The 15335-nt window shown below is 64.8% G+C and carries 16 protein-coding genes; 13 read left to right on the forward strand and 3 right to left on the reverse strand.

Going from position 1 to position 15335, the window contains the following annotated elements; all coding sequences use genetic code 11:
• The 12 genes from AC3AYF_RS09330 to AC3AYF_RS09385 all read left to right on the forward strand — a co-directional run.
• On the forward strand, positions 1 to 336 hold a 336-nt coding region (locus AC3AYF_RS09330; protein WP_487779659.1), incomplete at its 5' end, for a hypothetical protein.
• Entirely contained in the window at positions 333 to 1310 is a 978-nt protein-coding gene (locus tag AC3AYF_RS09335; protein WP_295038406.1) for a KpsF/GutQ family sugar-phosphate isomerase, read from the forward strand. The genes AC3AYF_RS09330 and AC3AYF_RS09335, both read left to right, overlap by 4 nt.
• Before the next feature lie 111 nt (positions 1311 to 1421).
• Positions 1422 to 2018: an LPS export ABC transporter periplasmic protein LptC gene (gene lptC, locus AC3AYF_RS09340; RefSeq protein WP_295038405.1), complete on the forward strand. Its 597-nt coding sequence runs from the start codon at positions 1422 to 1424 to the stop codon at positions 2016 to 2018.
• Positions 2015 to 2545: a lipopolysaccharide transport periplasmic protein LptA gene (lptA, locus tag AC3AYF_RS09345; protein WP_295038403.1), complete on the forward strand. Its 531-nt coding sequence runs from the start codon at positions 2015 to 2017 to the stop codon at positions 2543 to 2545. The genes lptC and lptA overlap by 4 nt, the downstream gene beginning before the upstream one ends.
• A 92-nt stretch (positions 2546 to 2637) precedes the next feature.
• Positions 2638 to 3363, forward strand: a complete 726-nt coding sequence (gene lptB / locus AC3AYF_RS09350) for an LPS export ABC transporter ATP-binding protein (RefSeq protein ID WP_295038401.1) — start codon at positions 2638 to 2640, stop codon at positions 3361 to 3363.
• A gap of 144 nt (positions 3364 to 3507) precedes the next feature.
• Positions 3508 to 4941, forward strand: a complete 1434-nt coding sequence (locus AC3AYF_RS09355) for an RNA polymerase factor sigma-54 (protein ID WP_295038399.1) — start codon at positions 3508 to 3510, stop codon at positions 4939 to 4941.
• Between the two features lie 119 nt (positions 4942 to 5060).
• Positions 5061 to 5369, forward strand: coding sequence for a ribosome hibernation-promoting factor, HPF/YfiA family (hpf, locus tag AC3AYF_RS09360; protein WP_295038397.1), 309 nt, complete (start codon positions 5061 to 5063; stop codon positions 5367 to 5369).
• Between the two features lie 9 nt (positions 5370 to 5378).
• Complete coding sequence (ptsN, locus tag AC3AYF_RS09365) at positions 5379 to 5858, forward strand: PTS IIA-like nitrogen regulatory protein PtsN (RefSeq protein WP_110709850.1); 480 nt, start codon at positions 5379 to 5381, stop codon at positions 5856 to 5858.
• A 3-nt stretch (positions 5859 to 5861) separates the two neighbouring features.
• Positions 5862 to 6806 (forward strand): RNase adapter RapZ, encoded by a 945-nt coding sequence (gene rapZ, locus AC3AYF_RS09370; protein WP_487779660.1) that lies wholly within the window; start codon positions 5862 to 5864, stop codon positions 6804 to 6806.
• Positions 6793 to 7062, forward strand: a complete 270-nt coding sequence (locus AC3AYF_RS09375) for an HPr family phosphocarrier protein (protein WP_295038393.1) — start codon at positions 6793 to 6795, stop codon at positions 7060 to 7062. Before rapZ ends, AC3AYF_RS09375 begins: the two co-directional genes overlap by 14 nt.
• A 100-nt stretch (positions 7063 to 7162) precedes the next feature.
• Positions 7163 to 8518 (forward strand): magnesium transporter, encoded by a 1356-nt coding sequence (mgtE, locus tag AC3AYF_RS09380; protein WP_487779661.1) that lies wholly within the window; start codon positions 7163 to 7165, stop codon positions 8516 to 8518.
• A gap of 57 nt (positions 8519 to 8575) precedes the next feature.
• A complete protein-coding gene (locus tag AC3AYF_RS09385; RefSeq protein ID WP_295038389.1) occupies positions 8576 to 8965 on the forward strand; it encodes an acyl-CoA thioesterase in 390 nt (129 codons plus the stop codon).
• Positions 8966 to 9111: 146 nt separating this feature from the next.
• Here the strand turns inward: AC3AYF_RS09385 and pmbA are convergent, their stop codons facing one another.
• Complete coding sequence (gene pmbA / locus AC3AYF_RS09390) at positions 9112 to 10452, reverse strand: metalloprotease PmbA (RefSeq protein WP_295038387.1); 1341 nt, start codon at positions 10450 to 10452, stop codon at positions 9112 to 9114.
• 171 nt (positions 10453 to 10623) lie between these two features.
• Here pmbA and yjgA point away from each other — a divergent pair, with 171 nt between their 5' ends.
• Positions 10624 to 11139, forward strand: a complete 516-nt coding sequence (gene yjgA / locus AC3AYF_RS09395) for a ribosome biogenesis factor YjgA (RefSeq protein ID WP_487779662.1) — start codon at positions 10624 to 10626, stop codon at positions 11137 to 11139.
• Positions 11140 to 11266: 127 nt separating this feature from the next.
• Here yjgA and tldD read toward each other — a convergent pair whose 3' ends face one another.
• Both tldD and AC3AYF_RS09405 read right to left on the reverse strand, forming a co-directional pair.
• The gene (tldD, locus tag AC3AYF_RS09400; protein ID WP_487779663.1) at positions 11267 to 12736 is read right to left on the reverse strand and encodes a metalloprotease TldD; all 1470 of its coding nucleotides are present in this window, start codon (positions 12734 to 12736) and stop codon (positions 11267 to 11269) included.
• The coding region (locus AC3AYF_RS09405; RefSeq protein WP_295038380.1) for a YhdP family phospholipid transporter at positions 12733 to 15335 on the reverse strand (2603 nt) is incomplete at its 5' end. The genes tldD and AC3AYF_RS09405, both read right to left, overlap by 4 nt.

Raw genomic sequence — 15335 nt, forward strand, 5'->3', positions numbered from 1 at the left:
CAAGTCGACGCCGCGGAAGATGTCGGTGCTGCCGCGGGAGAAGTGCAGGTCCTTGACCTCGACCATAATCGGATCGTCCATGCAGCATCCACCAATCTAATGAGATCAATTATCGAACATTGTATCCTAACCTTGGCGTCAGCGACCAGCCATCTCCCTGCCGTGAAAATCACCACCGCAGGAAGGACGAATCGCCGGCCGATCAAAGGTATACTGCCGCCATTGAAGCATTCCGGACACGGGACCTCGAAGCATAGCGACAGCAGGCATTTGGACGTCATGCCCGACTTCTTCGTTCCATCCATCATCATCGGGGAGCCTCGACCGAGACCATGAGCGACATCGCCGCGCTAGATTTCCGCGCCAGCGCCAGGCGCACGTTGACCCTGGAACAGCAAGCCATCGGAGAGCTCGTGTCGAAGCTCGACGACTGCTTCGATGAAGCCTGCGAGCTGCTCCTCGAATGCCGAGGCCGGTTGATCGTCACCGGCATGGGCAAGTCGGGCCACATTGCGCGCAAGATGGCGGCGACCCTCGCCAGCACCGGCTCGCCGGCTTTCTACGTACACCCGGGCGAAGCCAGCCACGGCGATCTCGGCATGATCACCGGCGACGACGTCGTCATCGCCCTGTCCAACTCAGGCGAGACCCAGGAAATCACCGGCCTTCTGCCGCTGTTCAAGCGTCTCGGCGCGCCACTGGTCAGCCTTACCGGACGCCCCGATTCCACACTAGCGCGCTACAGCGACGTCCATATCGACGTCGGCGTCTCTCGCGAAGCCTGTCCTCACGACCTGGCACCCACCTCTTCCACCACGGCCGCGCTGGCGATGGGCGACGCCCTGGCGCTGGCGCTGCTCGAGGCGCGGGGGTTCAGCGCGGAGGATTTCGCGCTCTCCCACCCTGGCGGCACCCTCGGCAAGCGGCTGCTGCTGCGAGTCGCGGATCTCATGCACGAGGGCAACCGCCTCCCCAGCGTGCCGGCCGGCAGCCCGCTGCGAGAGGCGTTGCTGGAGATGACGCTAAAGGGCATGGGGTTCACCTGCGTCGTCGATGAACGCGGCATGCTGGTCGGTGTCTATACCGACGGCGACCTGCGTCGCACGCTCGATCAGCGTGGCGATTTCGCGCTGCTGCGGGTGGACGACGTCATGACCCGCGGCGGCAAGACGGCCTCCCCCGACATGCTGGCGGCGGAGGCCGTGAGGATCATGGAGGACAACCGAATTACCGCCCTGGCGGTCGTGGAGGACGGTTCGCCAGTGGGCGCCCTGCACATGCACGACCTGTTGAGAAGCGGCGTCATCTGAGGCGCCGCTCGACACCCGTCGTCCCGCGATGTCGACCGTGCCATCCGACGACAGGCGTGAGGCACCCGGAACCTTCGATCACGACACGCACAATCAATACGAGGAGATAACGTGGCCAAAACAGCCAGATTCCAGTCTCCCTGGTGGCGACGCCTCGGCCTGCTGGTCCTGCTGCTGGTCCTGGGGGCTGGTCTGACCTACCTGGATCAGCGCGGCGAGAACGATCAGGAGCCCGTCATCGGCAACACGGTCGGCGAGCCCGACTACTATCTCGAGGATGCCAGCATGACGCGCTTCGATGAACAGGGTCGCGCCTATCAGCGACTGGAGACGCCACGGCTGGTACACACGCCGTCCGACGACATCATCCGCACCGAAGCGCCCCATGGCTATCTGACCGACGACCAGCAACGCCAGTGGCAGGTGACCAGCCAGACGGGGCGACTGAGCCGCAGCGGAGAACAGTTGACGCTCCAGGGCGACGCACGCCTGGTTCAGCCGGAGCAGGCGTGGAGCCTGGAAACGCAGACGCTGCACTACGACAATCGCGAAGCCCACGCCTGGAGTGACACGCCTTCCGTGTTGCGTCAGCATAATCAGAGCATGCGCGGGAACCGCTTCGATGCCTGGATCAACGAAGATCGTATGCGCTTGACCGACAACGTGCAGGGACGCCTGCCACAGCAATCTGAGGATCAAGGATCATGAGGCGAGAAATCGGCCAACTCCTGGTGCTGACCGCGCTGGGCTTCACCAGTCTTCCGACCGTCGCGCTGGAGAGCGATGCCAGTGCACCGATAGAAATCGCCGCCGATCAACTCGAGCTGGACGATCGCCAGGGCACTGCCGTCTACACGGGCGGCGTCGACATGCAGCAAGGCAGCATGCATCTCAAGGCGGCACGCGTCGATATCCAGCGCGGCAACAACGGCCAGGTCAGCCAGGTCACGGCCAAGGGCGGCGGTGGCGAGCGTGCCTACCTCGAACAGAAGCCTGCGCCCGATCAGGAGATCGTCAAGGGCTGGGGCGATACCGTGGTCTATCACGCCGCCGAACGACGGGTGGAGCTGATCGGCAACGCTGAGCTGCACCAGGCCGGCGACACCTTCGACGGCGCCTATGTCGAGTACTATCTCGACTCGCGACGCGTCCAGGCCCGCTCCGCCCAGAATGGCGACGGAAGCGGCGACGGCCGCGTCCGCATGACTCTCACGCCGCGCGATTCGTCCCAGTGACGGTCGAACCATGACCCGGCATCGTTTCGAGCCGTCGCGCGGGGCGTGACCGCGACATCACCCCCCGGCGCGCAGCCACAAGGATCGTATTCATGAAAACGCTAACGGCCGCCAACCTTGCCAAGAGCTACAAGGGACGCCGAGTCGTCCACGACTTCAGCCTGACGCTGCGGCAAGGCAGTATCGTCGGCTTGCTGGGACCGAATGGCGCCGGCAAGACGACGTCCTTTTACATGATCGTCGGCCTGGTCAAGGCCGATGCGGGTAGCGTCCACATCGACGACATGGATCTCAGCCGCGCGCCGATGCACGACCGGGCACGAGCCGGCATCGGCTATCTGCCGCAGGAGGCCTCGATCTTCCGCAAGCTGAGCGTCGCCGACAACATCATGGCGATCCTCGAGACGCGCAAGGATCTGGATCGCGCCGGGCGGCGCGAACGGCTGGAACAGCTGCTCGGCGATTTCCACGTCGACCATATTCGCGACAACCTGGGCATGAGCCTCTCCGGCGGCGAGCGCCGGCGCGTCGAGATCGCCCGCGCCCTGGCCACCGAGCCGGCATTCGTCCTGCTCGACGAACCGTTCGCCGGTGTCGACCCCATCTCGGTCGGCGACATCAAGAGCATCATCCGCCAGTTGCGCGACCGCGAGATCGGCGTCCTGATCACCGACCACAACGTGCGCGAGACGCTCGACATCTGCGATAACGCCTACATCGTCGGTGACGGCCAGATCATCGCCGAGGGCCGCCCCCAGGCCATTCTCGAAAACCAGCGCGTTCGCGAGGTCTATCTCGGCCACGAGTTTCGCCTGTAGCCCCTGCCCTTTTCGTCATGCCATCGGTTGCCGCTCCTTCGGAGCCCACACTGATGGCATGTTTCTTGCATAAAGCGTTGCATATCGCCATCGCAGCCAGTAACGTTGTGAGCCTTCCTCCGTTATCGTGACGATCGCTTTTCCATGTCCATGAAGCCCTCGCTGCAACTCAGGGTCGGCACGCAGTTGACCATGACGCCACAGCTCCAGCAGGCCATTCAACTGCTTCAGCTGTCGACGCTCGACCTGCGTCAGGAAATACAGCAGGCGCTGGAATCCAATCCCATGCTGGAAATGGAAGAGCCCTATTCGGAGCAGGAGACCCAGGACGCCACGGAAGACGAGTGGGCCAATGACATTCCCGACGAACTGGCCCTCGACAGCGACTGGAGCGATACCTACCAGGACGCCCATGTCGGCTCTCCGGGCAGCGCGAGCGGTAGTGAGGAAGCCCCGGACTTCGACCGTAACGCGGCTGTCACGACCCTTCGCGACCACCTGCTCTGGCAGCTGGCGATGGGCGATTTCGACGACCGCGAGCTGGCACTGGGAGAGTGCCTGATCGACGCCATCAACGACGATGGCTATCTGGCGGAGTCACTGGACGACCTGGCGGCGAGCCTGCGCGAGCAGCGCGGGGAGAGCGTCAGCACGGCCGATCTCGAGCACACGCTCATGCGCCTGCAACAGTTCGATCCCACCGGCGTCGGCGCTCGCAACCTGCGCGAGTGCCTGCTGCTTCAACTCGGCACGCTGGACGACGACACCCCTCTGCTCCCCCAGGCCAAGCGTCTGGTGCGCCAGTTCCTCGAAGCCCTGGCCGGCAACGATCGACGACTGCTCAAGCGCCGCCTGCGTCTCGAGGAGGAGGAGCTCGATAGCGTCATCGCCTTGATCCGGACGCTGGAGCCGCGCCCGGGCCAGCGCTTCGACACCAGCCGCGATGACTACGTGATCCCCGACCTGGTTGCCACGCCCTCTCGCGATGGCTGGCGCATCGAGCTGAACGCCGAGACCCTGCCGCGCCTGCGCATCCAGCCCGACTACGCCGCCCTGATCAAACGGGCGGACAAAAGCGATGACAACACCTTCCTGCGCCAACACCTGCAGGAAGCCCGCTGGCTGATCAAGAGCCTCTCCAGCCGAAACGACACGCTGCTCAGGGTGGGCCGGGAGATCATGTCGCGCCAGGTGGGGTTTCTCGAGCGCGGCGAAGAGGCGATGAAACCCCTGATCCTGGCCGACATCGCCCGCAGCGTCGACATGCATGAATCGACGATCTCCCGGGTCACGACCCAGAAATACATCCACACGCCACGCGGCGTGTTCGAGTTGAAGTACTTTTTCTCGAGCCAGGTCGGCGGACAGGGTGGCGACGGCGACAGCTACTCGAGCACTGCCATCCGCGCCCGCATCAAGAAATTCATCGGCGACGAGCCCCCGCGCAAACCTCTCTCGGACAGCAAATTGGTCGAATTGCTGGCCCAGTCCGATATCAGCGTCGCCAGGCGCACCGTGGCCAAATACCGTGAAGCCATGGGCATTCCGTCGTCCAGTGAACGCAAGCGCCTGGCCTGATCCCCGGGCCCGAAGTCAGTCAAGGCTCGCCATTCCGAACCAGATCGATCACGATGCCTTTGCAGTGCCCTGAAAAGGGTTACAATCAGAAGTGCCATCTGCCGCAACAGGAGTGTGTCATGCAAGTGAACGTTACCGGCCACCATGTCGAGCTGACCGACGCCCTCCGGGACTACGTCGGAGAGAAACTCGTTCGTTTGGAGCGTCACTACGACAACATCACCAACGTCCAGGTCACCCTGAGTGTCGAGAAGGAACGCCAGCAGGCGGCCTGTACCCTGCACGCGGCCGGCGGCGACATGCACGCCGAAGCCAGCGATACCGACATGTACGCCGCCATCGATTCACTGGCCGACAAACTCGACCGCCAACTGGTCAAACACAAAGAGAAGGCACAAGCCCGCGCCCAAGGCGCAGGCGCCCGTTGACGCCTGATGATGACACTGGAAAGCATTCTGCCCCCCGAGCGAACCCTGTTCGAGGTCACGGGGGGCAGCAAAAAACGTCTGCTGGAATTCTTCAGCACCTTCATCGCCCAGAACACGCCCAGCCTGGATAGCCATGAGGTCTTCAGCCGCCTGATCGGTCGCGAGCGACTGGGAAGCACGGGGATCGGCAACGGCGTTGCCATCCCCCATGCTCGCAGCCCCCATTGCAAAGGGCCGATCGCGGGATTCATGCGCCTGGAGGACGCCATCGACTTCGACGCCATCGACGGCGAGCCGGTGGACCTCGTTTTCGTGCTGCTGGTGCCGGAAGAGGCGGATGATGCGCATCTGTCGCTGCTGGCGGAAGTCGCCGGCATCATGAACCAGAGCAGCGTTCGGCAGCAGTTGCGCCAGGCCGACTCGCAGCGGGCGCTGCACGATGCGCTCGTCGATGCCATTCGCCATCACCGTGACAGCGACGACGGATAAGCGATGCAACTCGTCATCATCAGTGGCCGCTCGGGCTCGGGGAAATCGATTGCGCTGCAGGCGCTCGAGGATCTTGCCTACTACGCCATCGACAACCTCCCCGCCAACCTGCTCGCCCCGCGGATCGACGAACTGCGCAGCGCTCCGCCATCCCGGCCCAACGTGGCGGTCAGTATCGACGCGCGCAACCTGCCGGAATCGCTGGAGCGTTTTCCCATCCTGCTGGACGCGGTGCGCGGGCGCGGCATAGACACCCAGGTCGTCTATCTCACCGCCGATGCCAAGATCCTGCTCGAACGCTACTCGGCCACTCGTCGTCGCCATCCGCTGACCCGCGGCAACGACATGACGCTGGCCGAGGCCATCGATCACGAGCAAGGCTATCTCGCGCCGATTCGCCGCGTGGCCGACCTGGTGATCGACACCCAGGGGCTGTCGGTGCACGATCTCCGGGCCCGAATCGGCGAACAGGTGGCCAAGCATACCGGTGGCCGGCTGACCTTGACCTTCGAGTCGTTCGGCTTCAAACGAGGCGTGCCGCTGGACGCCGACATGGTATTCGACGCGCGCTGCCTTCCCAATCCGTTCTGGGATCCCGGGCTGCGCGCCTACGACGGCCGGGATGCCCAGATCATCGAGTTCCTCGAGTCCTATCCCGACGTCCACGCCCTGGCGGAGGACATCCACGCCTGGCTCGATCGCTGGCTGCCATCCTATCTGGCCAGCCATCGCAGTTATCTGACGGTCGCCATCGGCTGTACCGGCGGTCAACACCGCTCGGTCTATCTGATCGAGCGACTGGCACGCCATTTTCACCACGACGACGCCGATATTCGACTGCGCCATCGTGAACTGGGCATTCACACCGCTCTCCCGAGCGACTCAGCAGCGCAGCCGTCCGCACCCACAGGAAACGCAGGATCATCCGAGCGCGATGCCGACACGTGAACTTCGCCTGACCAACCGCCGCGGACTGCATGCCCGCGCCGCCACCAAACTGGTTCAATGCTGCCAACCCTTCGACGTACGCGTGGCGATCCATCACGGTAACCGCCAGGCAGACGCCGCCAACATCATGTCGCTGCTCATGCTCGCGGCACCTTGTGGCACCGAACTGGTCGTCGTCACCGAAGGCGAGGACGCGGACGCCGCCATGGACGCCATCGTCGGGCTGTTCGACGCTCGTTTTCACGAGGACGAGTAACCCACCCCGTTTATGAACAGCGTTTTCTATCCTCGTCATTTCTCTCGACGATGGTAGAATGCTCACCCTATCGCCAGTCGTTCAAGGATGACCGTTCAGGATGAGCAACAATCCCGAAAAACTGCAGCCGCGGCTGGCCAAACTCAACGAAGCCCTCGAGAGCGGCGCGCTGGATCAGGCGCGGCGCATGCTCAACCGCGGCTTGGCGCCGGTGGATGTCGCCCATCTGCTCGAATCGTCCCCGCCCAAGGAGCGCGAGATCCTGTGGGGCCTGCTGGACCCCGAGCTGCATGGCGACGTGCTGCAGTACCTGGGCGACGACGTCCAGCTCGAATTCCTCAACCGCATGGATGCGGGACAGCTACTGACGGCGACCGAAGGGCTCGACGTCGACGACCTCGCCGACCTGCTGCAGCAGCTACCCAATACCGTCATCCAGGAAGTCCTCCAGTCGATGGAGGCGCAGGAGCGCCAGCGCGTCGAAGCGGTTCTCTCCTACCCGGAGGACACCGCCGGCGGCCTGATGAACCCGGATGCGATCACCATCCGCCCGGATATCACGCTGGACGTCGTCCTGCGCTATCTGCGTCGCCACGAGCGCCTGCCGGATGCCACCGACACCCTGCTGGTGGTCACGCGTCGCGACGAGCTGATCGGCATCCTGTCGATCAACCGCCTGCTGGTATCGGATGTCTCGGTCCTGGTGCGCGAGGTGATGCAGACCGACTTTCACGCCATCCAGGCCACCGCCTCGGACAGTGACGTGGCGACGCTGTTCCAGAAGCACGACCTGATCTCGGCACCGGTCGTCGGCATCGATGGCAAACTGCTCGGCCGCATCACCATCGACGACGTGGTCGATGTCATCCGGGAAGACGCCGAGCACCAGGTCATGAGCATGGCCGGTCTCGACGAGGACGAAGACACCTTCGCGCCCGCGCTGAGGACGAGCCGCCGCCGTGCGGTATGGCTCGGCATCAATCTGGTTGCGGCGACGATCGTCTCCATCGCCATCGGTTTCTTCGAGGACACCATCCAGCAGATTGCCGCCCTGGCCGTGTTGATGCCGATCGTTTCCAGCATGGGCGGGATCGCCGGCGCGCAGACCCTGACCGTTCTGATTCGCGGTATCGCTCTGGGGCACGTCTCGGGCGCCAATGTCCGCTGGCTGCTGATTCGAGAACTGCTCGTCGGCATGACCAACGGCCTGATCTGGGCGGTGGTCGTGGGCGCGATGTCGGTGTTCCGCTTCGATGACATTCGGCTGGGCGAGATCATCGCCATGGCGATGGTCATCAACCTGACCGTGGCCACGCTGGCAGGCACCTTGATCCCGGTGATGCTGAAAAAGTTCAAGATCGATCCGGCGCTGTCCGGCGGCGTACTGCTGACGACCATCACCGACGTGGTGGGCTTCGTCGCCTTCCTCGGGTTGGCGACGGTGTTCTACCTGTAACGACATGGCGACAACGTGGCGACCGGAGACGAGCGCCGGCCAGGCAAGGAGCAGCAGATGAACTTTCACACCCGCAAATGGATCAAGCCCGAGGATCTCAACCCCAACGGATCGCTGTTCGGTGGCAGCCTGTTGCGCTGGATCGACGAGGAGGCGGCGATCTACGCCATCATTCAGCTGGGCAACGCCCAGGTGGTGACGAAATACATCTCCGAGATCAACTTCGTCGCCAGTGCCCGGCAGGGCGACATCATCGAACTGGGCATCACAGCCACCCATTTCGGCACCACCTCCATCACGCTGGAGTGCCACGTCCGCAACAAGATCACCCGCAAGAGCATCCTGACGATCGACAGGATGGTCTTCGTGAATCTCGGCGAGGACGGCGCTCCCGCGCCGCATGGCCGCACCGAGATCACCTATGTCAAGGATCGCTTCGACGCCTGAAGCCGCGAGCCGTAAGCCGTAAGCCGTAAGCCGTAAGCCAGTGTGCAAACTCCGATCTTCATCGAAATAAACGGTATTGACCTGGCCTTTCGTTTTTGACCTTTCTTAAAGCTTATGACTTACAGCTCCGGGCGAAGCCCGGGCAGCTACTGCCCCGCGATGGTCATCGAGTCGATCAACCAGCTGCCGGTCTGGATGCTGCCCCGCCGGTCGATGTCGTCGCCGATGCCCTGGAGGCCGGCGAACATCTCGCGCAGATTGCCGGCCACGGTGAACTCCTCCACCGGGTGGGAGATCCGGCCATTCTCGACCCAGAAACCCGCCGCGCCCCGCGAGTAGTCGCCGGTCACCGGATTGAGCCCCTGCCCCATCATCTCGGTCACCATGATCCCCGTGCCCATCTGCTGCATCAGGCGCTCCAGCGAGACCGTCGGTGCCTGTATGCGAACGTTACGCGCGCCGCCCGCGTTGCCGGTGGTCTGGAGGCCCAGGCGACGCGCGCTATAGGCCGCCAGCATGTAGCTCGCCAGCTTGCCGCGATCGATGAAGACGTTGTCGCGAGTGGCCACGCCGTCACCATCGAAGGCGGCGCTCGCCATGCCACCAACCTCGCGCGGATGCTCACCGAGGGTGAACCAGTCCGGGAACAGCGTTTCGCCGAGCTGGTCGCAGAGAAACGACGACTCGCGGTAGAGCGCGCCACCGGCGATGCTGTTGAGCAGGTTGCCGACCAGCCCGCGAGCCATGTCCGGCGCCAGCAGCACCGGGAACCGCCCGGTCCTGGGCCGCTGCCCGCCCAACCGGCTCAGTGTCCGCTCGGCGGCGCTGATACCCACCGACTCGGGGCTTGCCAGATCGCCGGCCCTGCGCGCCGTGGTGAAATCGTGATCGCGCTGCATGCCATCGCCGCTGCCACCGATCAGCAGACAGGAGAGCGAGTGCCGAGTGCCGCGCTTGCTGCCCAGGAAACCATGGCTGTTGGCGTAGACCGTGACCACCTCCGACGAGGACAGACTCGCCCCCTCGGAGTTGGTGATGCCAGTGCGCTCGCGGCCGGCGTTCTCGCAGCGCAACGCCAGCTCGACCGCCTCGTCGGTGCTCAGCGCCCAGGGATGGTGGAGGTCGAGATCCGGCAGCTCGGTCGCCATGAGCGACGCATCGGCGAGCCCCGAGGCCGGGTCCTCGCCGGTATAGCGCGCGATCGAGATCGCCTTCTCCACCACCGCACGAATCGAGGCGTCACCGGCGTCCGAAGAGGAGGCGTTGCCCTTGCGGTTGCCCACGTAGACGGTGACCGCGATGCCTTGATCGCGGGAGAGCTCCACGGTCTCGATCTCGCCCAGACGCACGCTCACGCCCAATCCCTGATCGACGCTGGCACCGACCTCGCAAGCGTCTGCGCCAAGTTGCCTGGCCAGTTCCAGCGCCATGCCGGCGCGCTCCTCGAGGCGCGATTGCTGCGCCTCGGCGTTGAAAGCTTGACTCATTTGAGACTCCTGATGCTTGAAACTCCGCCCACCGGGGATACCGATCGAGCGCAGCCTGGGTCGATTCGAATTCTGGACGTGGCTCTCTCCACGCCCCCGACCGACAAGAGGCGTTGGCGAGGCGATTCGCGCTGATATACTACGGCCCTCACTCGACGCATTGGGTAAACCATGGCTAACGATTCGGACAACGATACGGCTTTCGACCACGACGCACCTCCCAGCAAGAGCCAGATCAAACGGGAGATGCAGGAGCTGCAGGCCCTGGGCGAGCGTATCATCGCGCTGGACCCCGCCGTGCGCGCGCGGTTGCCGCTCTCCGAGGAAATGCTCGCTGCCGTCGAGGAGACCGGCCGCATCCGCTCCCACGAAGGACGCCGTCGCCACATGCAGTACGTCGGCAAGGTCATGCGCAAGGAAGACCGCGAGGCGATCCGGGCCGCCTTCGAGGAGATCGCCCATGAGCTTGTCCAGCGCAACGCGGCGTTCCACCGTCTCGAACGGCTTCGTGACCAGCTGATCGAGAACGATGACGCACTGGAGCCCTTCATCGAAGCGCACCCCCATGTCGACCGCCAGTCGCTGCGCCAGTTGATCCGCAACGCCCGCAGCGAGAGGCAGCGCGACAAGCCGCCCGCCAGCTCCCGCAAGCTGTTCCAGCTGATTCGCGATACCGCCGGCATGTGAGACCGGCGCTGCGCGCCTCGAAGGCGGGAGAGCGGCGCTGCGAGCCTGGAAGAGGGAATAAGGACCCCCCCCCCGGCCCCTCCCTTCTTAGGCGCTGGCCTTCCCTCCTGTTTCTTCACTCTTCCAACTAGGATTGCGTGCCACCGACGGTGATCTCGTCCAGCTTCAAGGTCGGCTGGCCCACGCCCACCGGCACGCCCTGGCCCTCCTTGCCGCAGATCCCGATACCGCTGTCCAGCGCCATGTCGTTGCCGATCATCGAGACCCGCGACATCGCTTCGGGGCCATTGCCGATCAGCGTGGCACCCTTGACCGGCGCCGTGATCTTGCCATCCTCGATCAGGTACGCCTCGGAGGCCGAGAACACGAACTTGCCGGAGGTGATGTCGACCTGGCCGCCGCCGAAGCTGACCGCATAAATACCCCGCTTGACGCTCTTGACGATCTCCTCCGGGTCGTCCTGCCCCGCCAGCATGTAGGTGTTGGTCATGCGGGGCATGGTGACGTGAGCGTAGGATTCACGGCGCGCGTTACCGGTGGGCTGCATTCCCATCAACCGCGCGTTGAGCTTGTCCTGCATGTAGCCGGTGAGGATGCCATCCTCGATCAACGGCGTGTACTGGCCCGGCGTCCCCTCGTCGTCGATGCTCAGCGAGCCGCGGCAGTCGTCGAGGGTGGCATCGTCGACGACGGTGACGCCCTTGGCCGCCACCTGCTGGCCCAGGCGGCCGGCGAAGGAGGAGCTGCCCTTGCGGTTGAAATCCCCTTCCAGACCGTGGCCCACCGCTTCATGCAGCAGGATGCCCGGCCAGCCATTGGCCAGCACGATCGGCATCTGGCCTGCCGGCGCGTCGACCGCTTCCAGGTTCACCAGCGCCTGCCGCACGGCTTCCCTGGCGTAGGTGTCGGCGACGTTGTCGTCCCGCAGGCGCTGCATGGAGTAGCGGCCGCCGCCACCGGCACTGCCGCGTTCGCGGCGCCCGTTCCTGGCGACGATCACATTGACGTTGAACCGCACCAGCGGCCGAATATCGGCGGCCAGCGTGCCGTCGCTGGCACACACGAGCACCACCTCGTGGACACCGGTCAGCGACGCGCTGACCTGGGTCACCGCGGGGTCGGCGGCACGTGCCACGCGATCCGCCTGCTTGAGCATCGCGATCTTCTCTTCGGCGCCAAGACCGCTCAGCGGATCGACACCCTGGTAACGAGACGTCGCGGTGGCGACCTGGATCGATGCCGGTTCGCGCCGCTCGCCGCTGCGCGCGATACCGGAAGCGGTGCGTCCGGTATCCAGCAGCGCATCCGGGCTGATCTGGCTGGAGTAGGCGAAGCCGGTCTTCTCGCCGGAGAGCGAGCGCACGCCGACGCCGCCATCGATGTTGTAGCTGGCATCCTTGACCTCGCCATCTTCCAGCACCCACATCTCGTGCCAGGTGCGCTGGAAGAAAAGATCGGCGTAGTCGATACCGGCGCCCATGGCGTGGCCCAGGCCAACGCTCAACGATTCCACGTCCAGCCTGCCGGGGGCCAGCAGCAGCGTCGACGCCTGCTCGAGGGCGTCACCACTCGTCTGTTTCATCGGGCTCAGTGTCATTGGGCACTTTCCAGGTTGATGTTCGGCGAGGACCAGGGGCCCTCGATGCGATAGTAAATCTGCGTTGCCCGGTCGAGCCAGCGGCCGAACAGCTGATCGACGACGAACAGGCCGATACCGACCTGCGGGGCGCCGGCCATGACCGCGACCAGCGGAAGATTCTGACTCACGGGCACGGTGATCCCGAGGCGCTGGTCCAGCGTCTGCCGATTGAGATCGACGCCGCCGGAGAGCGTGAATCGAGTGGCGGTGCCGTCGATGACGATCGGCCCCTCGGTCTGCAACCGGCCATTGTACAGCGTAGCGCTGCCCTCGATGCTATTGAAAGACGTACCGCCGCTGGTGACATCGGAAAAGTCCAGCTGCAGGCGGCGCAGCACGTTGTCCAGGTTGAAAAGCCCGACCAGTTTGGCTCCCGATGAGTGGATCTGACGCAGCCGCCCATTCTCCATGGTCGCCTGAACCCGCCCCGTCGACAGCGGCAAGGCGAACTGCCATGGGGCCCCCGGCCAGGAGAGCTGCAGCTCAGCGTCCGCACTCTCGCTGGTGACCGGCACCTGCTGGTCCAGCGCTTGGAAGGCGCTCCCCACGTTACCGCCGGTGGCGTGCACCTGGACCCGGCTCAAGCTCGCATCGCCGGAGGCCTCCCACTCGAGCGCCCCGGACAGCTTCAGCTCGCCCAAGGTGAGGGTCAGCGGGTTGACGGCGAGGCGTCTCCCGTCGGCTTGCCAGGTGGCGTCCAGCGGACCGAATTTTCGCCCCTGGCGCTCGAACTGCGAGACTCGCACGCGGCCCGCCGGCACCTTGTCGAGCCCCGAAGGCATCGCCGCGGGATGAGGGGCGGTCTCGATCTCCTCCATCAGGCTCGAAACCTGGCCCTGATCCGCCTCCTTCTCGGGCGTCAGCGCGTCCAGGTTGAGACGCTGCAGGTTGACGTCGATCGGCATCGCGGCGTCCGGCTGCCAGCTAGCCTCACCTGCGGCGATCTCGCCCGCCAGCGACAGTCGCCAGCCGTTCGACAACGGCGAGGCATCGGCCTGCAAGCCGCCGAGACAGCGACCATCCACCAGGATGCACGGCGTCGACAGCGCAATACGCTTGAGGCCGCCGCCGTCCTTGACGGGCTTCGCCTCGGGATTGCCGACATCGTCCTCGAGCGTCGTGCCAACGCGGTTCTCCACGGTAGACGCCGAATCGTCGGCCTCGAGCTCGCTCAGGGCCTTGACCCAACGCTGGGTGTCGATGCGGTTTGGCCGCCATAGAACGTACCAACCCGGCTCGCCGGGCCAGGCGGCCTGTTCGCCGGGCCACCCTTCCAGCCATACCTGCCCCTGTACCTGATCGCCCACGGTGCGCCAGCGCGCGTGCCCCCAGTTGCCCAGTGTCACCCGGCCGGTGCCGGCGGCGATATCGGCATCGATCGCCAGCGACTCGCGGGACTGCGGCGACTTCCCGAACGGCGGCGGCAACTCGATTCCCAGGCTCTCGAGATCGCTGCGCACCGTGAGGCTGGCATTGTCCTGCTGGTCGAACGTCAGATTGGCCCGATAGGGGAAAAAGCCACTCAACAGGCCGCCGACGCGAGACAGCCCGGCCCAATCCAGCAGTCCCCGTCCCAGCGCCCTGCCTTCGAGGGCAATACCGCTGGGGCCGCTCTGGCGGCCGCCGATGTTGAAGTGGGCGAGCACAGGCCCTTCGAAAGCCCTGGCCCCCAGATCCCCGGTGACATAGTCCTCGCCGTTGTCACGCCGATAGCGCAAGTCGCCGTTGATGCCACCGAGCGTCAGTTGCAGTTCGGGAAACGTCAATGACTCCGCATCGACCCGACTCTGGACGTCGACCGCCATGTCGGTCTCGACGTCGCTGTCCTCGTCCATCGGCATGTCGAGACGGAGATTGGCACTGACCGAGCCCTCGCTCTGCCAGAGGCCGAAGGTCTTGCTCATGGTATCCAGCGGGGCGTGGGCGAGGAAGTCCAGCACGCCGGCCGTGCTGCCGTCGACGTCACCATCGACGTGCAGTGTCTTGTCGGCCAGCACAACGCTGGCATTGCGCGTCGTCAGGCCATGGCTGGTGGCATGCGTGATGTTCGCGTCCAGGTCCATGTTGTCCATCTGCAGATGACCGTAGACCTTTTCCAGCGCGGGCCACTCGGGCGCGTACTGGAGGCGCCCATCGGCCACGTCCAGCGACAGCTTGAAATAGTCGTCCGGGTTGACGAACATCTGGCCCTCCGGGGCCTCCTTGTCGCTCAGCGTGACGGAGAGCCCCAGCTTGCCCTGCTCGACGATGCCGCCAATGTCGCCGCCGAACCACTCCCGCAACTGCGCGTCGTCGATCACGCGGGTGGGCAGCCAGGAGAGTACCCGCGAGTTTCGGGCGTCGGCGTTGGCGAAATCGAGGTCGAGCAGGAAGGTACCGGGCTTGTCCTGGTCGTCATAGAGCGTCAGCCCGAATCGACCACTGGCGCTCGCGCCCCGCCATCCCGCCTTGAGATTCTCGCCGCTGACCACGGCACCCTGGCGGGTCAGTTCGAAGTCGACCTGGCCGCTGGCGCGGGAGATATCCAGCGGATCGGCGTAAACCATGGGTATCGAGA

Source organism: Salinicola sp. (assembly GCF_982684285.1).

Excerpts from the sequence above, each read along its gene's own strand:
- rapZ (WP_487779660.1), top strand. The coding sequence starts at position 5,862 with ATGCAACTCGTCATCATCAGTGGCCGCTCGGGCTCGGGGAAATCGATT.
- lptB (WP_295038401.1), top strand. The coding sequence starts at position 2,638 with ATGAAAACGCTAACGGCCGCCAACCTTGCCAAGAGCTACAAGGGACGC.
- tldD (WP_487779663.1), bottom strand. The coding sequence starts at position 12,736 with ATGACACTGAGCCCGATGAAACAGACGAGTGGTGACGCCCTCGAGCAG.
- AC3AYF_RS09385 (WP_295038389.1), top strand. The coding sequence starts at position 8,576 with ATGAACTTTCACACCCGCAAATGGATCAAGCCCGAGGATCTCAACCCC.
- mgtE (WP_487779661.1), top strand. The coding sequence starts at position 7,163 with ATGAGCAACAATCCCGAAAAACTGCAGCCGCGGCTGGCCAAACTCAAC.
- AC3AYF_RS09335 (WP_295038406.1), top strand. The coding sequence starts at position 333 with ATGAGCGACATCGCCGCGCTAGATTTCCGCGCCAGCGCCAGGCGCACG.
- ptsN (WP_110709850.1), top strand. The coding sequence starts at position 5,379 with ATGACACTGGAAAGCATTCTGCCCCCCGAGCGAACCCTGTTCGAGGTC.
- hpf (WP_295038397.1), top strand. The coding sequence starts at position 5,061 with ATGCAAGTGAACGTTACCGGCCACCATGTCGAGCTGACCGACGCCCTC.
- pmbA (WP_295038387.1), bottom strand. The coding sequence starts at position 10,452 with ATGAGTCAAGCTTTCAACGCCGAGGCGCAGCAATCGCGCCTCGAGGAG.
- yjgA (WP_487779662.1), top strand. The coding sequence starts at position 10,624 with ATGGCTAACGATTCGGACAACGATACGGCTTTCGACCACGACGCACCT.
- AC3AYF_RS09375 (WP_295038393.1), top strand. The coding sequence starts at position 6,793 with ATGCCGACACGTGAACTTCGCCTGACCAACCGCCGCGGACTGCATGCC.
- lptA (WP_295038403.1), top strand. The coding sequence starts at position 2,015 with ATGAGGCGAGAAATCGGCCAACTCCTGGTGCTGACCGCGCTGGGCTTC.
- AC3AYF_RS09355 (WP_295038399.1), top strand. The coding sequence starts at position 3,508 with ATGTCCATGAAGCCCTCGCTGCAACTCAGGGTCGGCACGCAGTTGACC.